We start from the raw sequence: 3,775 nt of genomic DNA, 5'->3' as shown, positions 1-3,775 counted from the left end.
CTTTGTGGGATTCCATCCCACGCCCTGGCAAGCGGAGCCCGCTTGACCGCAGCTCAAGAAAAGAAGTTATTTTCGTCAAATTCTTTTTTCGTCGCTTGGTGGAATCTAGCATGGATCCGCACAAAGGAAAGGGACAGGCTAAAGCCTTTTGTTTTCAACAACCCTTGCCTTTGCTTCTATCCATGCTCCTTCGATTCCAGCGACGGAAAAGAAGAATTTAACTAGACTAACTCAATAGCGCTAGCCTTAATGTGCCAAATGCTTTTTCCTGGCGCGAATTCGCAGTTCGTGAGTTTCACTTTTTGTGCGATTCCGAAGGAGTTTTCGTCGGTTAGCTCTGTCTTCTGGTCAGCTTCGTGAATAAACCAGTCGAATTCACGTTGCGGCAATGCAATCATAACTTCCTTGTCCCCTAGTTTTCCTCTTAGCTCACATTTCGCAACATCGAATGATGTCACTATGAGAATAATTCCGCCCATGCTGCATCCCCCCTTTCTTTCGCTTTTTTGAATGTTTCCAAGTCGTTCAAACCGTGTTCAAAGATGTTTGGAACGTAGAATTTTTGCGGTTGTTTTGTCAATCCGTCACTCATATAATATCCGCGGAAATCCTCGACATCTCCAACCGTTGCAACTTCGCCGAGCGCCATCTTTTGAATGTCTTGATTTGCGTTCCCTAAAAGGATTTTTGTCGCGAATTGTGCGCGGATGGCTTGTGGAAATACGTTGGTCGATGGGTCTTGATTTGCCATCACCCAATATATTCCGAGTGACCGTCCTTTCATTACGATTTGCGTTACATCCGCCATGAATTTAGCTTGTTCTTTCTTGTCCATTGCTGCTAAAATCGCGGATACTTCGTCAGTCACTAGAATCATCGGTTTCAATCCGCATTCTGAAGCTTTTAGCCCCATCTTACCGAGTTTTTGAACTTTCCCATCCTTGTACTTTTCGCGAATGGTTAGCTCTTTGATAAAGTCGCTTGTGAGTTCTAGGATTTTGGTCGGGTCTGAAGCGTATTGTGTGAAGATGAAATCAATCGACCTCAACTCATTTTTTCCGTCACAAGCGTATAGCTTTGCTTGTGATACCGCTAGCTCAAGCAATAGCAACTGTAATGTCGTTGTTTTCTTAGAGCCCGATTTCCCGAAAATCGCTAAATGCGGACGGTCTTCGAGATTGATTATTAAGCCTTCCTGTAGCTTTAGATTGTAGTTTCCGACGTCTAAGTCATCTAGTGACTTAGGCGTGAAGGTTTTATCGCTTCCAAGGTCTTCGAGCGTGAAGATGAATTCATTCTCGTTGTTTGATACTCTAGCAGTCGTTACGACATAGTTTGAATACTTGTTTTTAAACGATGAGCTTACGTCAGCTTTAAGCGTTTCAAGCTCATACATTCCCGCCAATCGTTCGATTTTAACGATGATTTCATCGTCTTTGCATTCGACTTCTACATCCGGAACTTCAATCCGTGATTGCTCCTTCATTGTGTTTACTGACAAGGTATCAACTAATGCCTTAGTTACAGCCTTTTCAAGCCTTCTCTCATCGAGCCATTTCTTGAATGAACCAGCTTTTTGAACGTGCTGCACACATCGTGCTGCAGCGTACACGATTAGTACTCCCGTCAGAATCCATATCCCGACTCTTAAGTAGTTAAAGCCCGTCGCTATCGCGTGAATCATGCTTTTCCCTAGTAGTCGTTGCGGTATCTGTCCGTGCTTTTCATCCGTCGCGAATCTCAAGACATAAGCTATCAATTCAGCTATGACTATCAATCCTAAACTTGCGATGATGGTCGTGTTTAGTGTGAACCCGTGTTTGAGTTCATATCGTTTGTTTTGCGTGTTTTTCTCATACACTTTACTCATGGATATCATATCCCCCTATAAATTTTTTAAGGTATTTTTCCCATGTTTTTGCGTCGATTGTTTTGCTTTTCATTAGCATTCTTGCTTGTTTCTTTGTGAGTTTATCTGGCTTTCTTGCTTCTCTCAATACATCATAGAAGTCGAAATTGTTTTCCTTCCCCATTTGTTCGAACAATCCAATCATTGGAACGACGTACTTTCTGAGCCATTCCAGCGATTGCGCAATTGTCATTTCACGTTGTGGAGTCGAGAAATCGAACTTCTCTTTTTCCTGCAGAAAGTCATCCCAAAATGGAGCAACTTTCCATCTCGACTTGTTGCTTTCTGTTTCTGATGGTGTTAGAAGCTCAAGGAGCGTCCTTAGAGTCTGCTTGAATGTCTTTTCGACTGATTCTCCATCCAGTAGAGCTTGCACCGCTTTTTGTGCGTAATCCTTTGAATAAACGATTTCGTACCTTTGCCAGGACTCGCGAAACTCTTTTGGCGGTATCACGCCTTTTGCAAGGCTTTGAGCTAACTTATCGTAAATACGCAAAAACACATTTTGTCCTTGTGTTCTGGAGCCCAAGTATATACTCTTGGATTTGATTTCCTTGTTTACATTCGACTGGCTCACAATGTTATAAGTTCTCTTACTTGAGCGGTAGTGACCTGCCCTGAGTTTATTTTCGATTTTCTCGAAAGGGACAGTCTCAGCGTTATCATCGAGAGCGATGTCAATCCTCGTGAATTTAATACTAGGATCATGCTCACGGATAGCTTTCAAAACCGCAATCGTGTCGTTGTTGAATCGTTCAACAACTTCTGTACACCCCTGTCCTGTCAGTTGAATGTTCATCGTTCTTGTGGTCTTAGGACTCATCTCCTTATCGGGGTTATTCCAGAACGCGTTAAAAAACTCATGACACGTAATCCCGCTATTGTAGAAGTAGCGCCCGTTGCATTGCTCAAACTCTGATAAATCGAATCGTAAGACTTCGAAAATCTTATCATCGAACCAACGTTGGTCTCCGTGATTTCTAAAGTCAATCGTGAATCCTAACCAGTCTACTTTGTATTTTTGCATTGTTTTTGTCTCCAATTTTTTGAATGTAAGTTTTTTGCTTCATATCAACGATTGTGGGCATTTTCGATGTATCTGAAGCCCCCCTATATTAGTATTTCGGGGGCTTCCCACGCCTCTGCCTAGACGGCGCGGCGTGGTTTCCCTCGTTTGCTACTCTAGTAGTTCAAGATTTTCGCGTTTTCGTCGATAAAAATGAACCTAGATTGCTTGATATTGTAGCCAAGTCCCGAACATCGGTACACGTTCAGAAGTTCGATTTTAAGCAAGTCACGATTGACTATTTTAACCGTTCTTCCCGTTCCCATTTCGATGAATGTGTAAGTCCAGCCTTCTCTCGTCTCCGAGCGTTTGTCATTTCCCTCTGCGTCCTTTACCTTCGACCCGTCTGAGTTTTTCAGTTTAGGAAAATACTCAGTCGGTTCAATCCCGACATGAACGACAATTAAGTCGCTGAACATCTCTTTACTACTTGTTGTTTGTTGCTTTAGTTTTGATTGCAAAGCCTGCAATTTTTCCTGATTTATAGCCATACAAAAAGGCTCCTTTCTCGACGCTTGCTTACATCGCTCAAAGGAACCTACTTCACATTTATTCTATTCATATACCACACGGTTTTTTCCTTTTACACCGCGTTTTTAAGCTTGACAGCCCCATAGTGGCATGTTAAGATTGTCTATGAAGTAGGTTGTCTTGTCGCATTTGGTCGTGTCAGCAAGACATCTAATATTGAATTTTCAGAGCTTTGTTCTTAGAACAAGGCTCTTTCTTTATTTTACACGGCTAAACCTTAAAAAGTCAATACTTTCAAGGATTTTAGAGTGTTTTTTGTTACTTTTTTT

The 3,775-nt window shown here is 42.1% G+C and carries 5 protein-coding genes; 1 reads left to right on the top strand and 4 read right to left on the bottom strand.

The features are described from left to right. A partial coding sequence (locus O3793_RS08805; RefSeq protein WP_371446951.1) for a hypothetical protein occupies positions 1-221 on the top strand: 221 nt, incomplete at its 5' end. Here the strand turns inward: O3793_RS08805 and O3793_RS08800 are convergent. From O3793_RS08800 to O3793_RS08785, 4 genes are all read right to left on the bottom strand, one after another. Then, positions 222-479 (bottom strand): hypothetical protein, encoded by a 258-nt coding sequence (locus O3793_RS08800; protein ID WP_371446949.1) that lies wholly within the window; start codon positions 477-479, stop codon positions 222-224. Further along, positions 458-1,870: an FtsK/SpoIIIE domain-containing protein gene (locus O3793_RS08795; protein WP_371446947.1), complete on the bottom strand. Its 1,413-nt coding sequence runs from the start codon at positions 1,868-1,870 to the stop codon at positions 458-460. Before O3793_RS08795 ends, O3793_RS08800 begins: the two co-directional genes overlap by 22 nt. Further along, positions 1,863-2,936, bottom strand: a complete 1,074-nt coding sequence (locus O3793_RS08790; protein WP_371446945.1) for a replication initiation factor domain-containing protein — start codon at positions 2,934-2,936, stop codon at positions 1,863-1,865. The genes O3793_RS08795 and O3793_RS08790 overlap by 8 nt, the downstream gene beginning before the upstream one ends. A 155-nt stretch (positions 2,937-3,091) precedes the next feature. Beyond that, a complete protein-coding gene (locus O3793_RS08785) occupies positions 3,092-3,466 on the bottom strand; it encodes a hypothetical protein (RefSeq protein ID WP_371446944.1) in 375 nt (124 codons plus the stop codon). Positions 3,467-3,775 lie beyond the last annotated feature (309 nt).

Origin of the sequence: Granulicatella sp. 20925_1_28, assembly GCF_041433575.1 — a bacterium.
GTDB lineage: Bacteria > Bacillota > Bacilli > Lactobacillales > Aerococcaceae > Granulicatella.
The sequence above is the reverse complement of the archived record's forward strand: the minus strand, read 5'-3'. Positions and strand labels throughout refer to the sequence as shown.

What these genes read in the sequence shown, in the direction of transcription:
- O3793_RS08795 (WP_371446947.1), bottom strand. Translation starts at nt 1,870, where the DNA reads ATGAGTAAAGTGTATGAGAAAAACACGCAAAACAAACGATATGAACTC.
- O3793_RS08800 (WP_371446949.1), bottom strand. Translation starts at nt 479, where the DNA reads ATGGGCGGAATTATTCTCATAGTGACATCATTCGATGTTGCGAAATGT.
- O3793_RS08785 (WP_371446944.1), bottom strand. Translation starts at nt 3,466, where the DNA reads ATGGCTATAAATCAGGAAAAATTGCAGGCTTTGCAATCAAAACTAAAG.
- O3793_RS08790 (WP_371446945.1), bottom strand. Translation starts at nt 2,936, where the DNA reads ATGCAAAAATACAAAGTAGACTGGTTAGGATTCACGATTGACTTTAGA.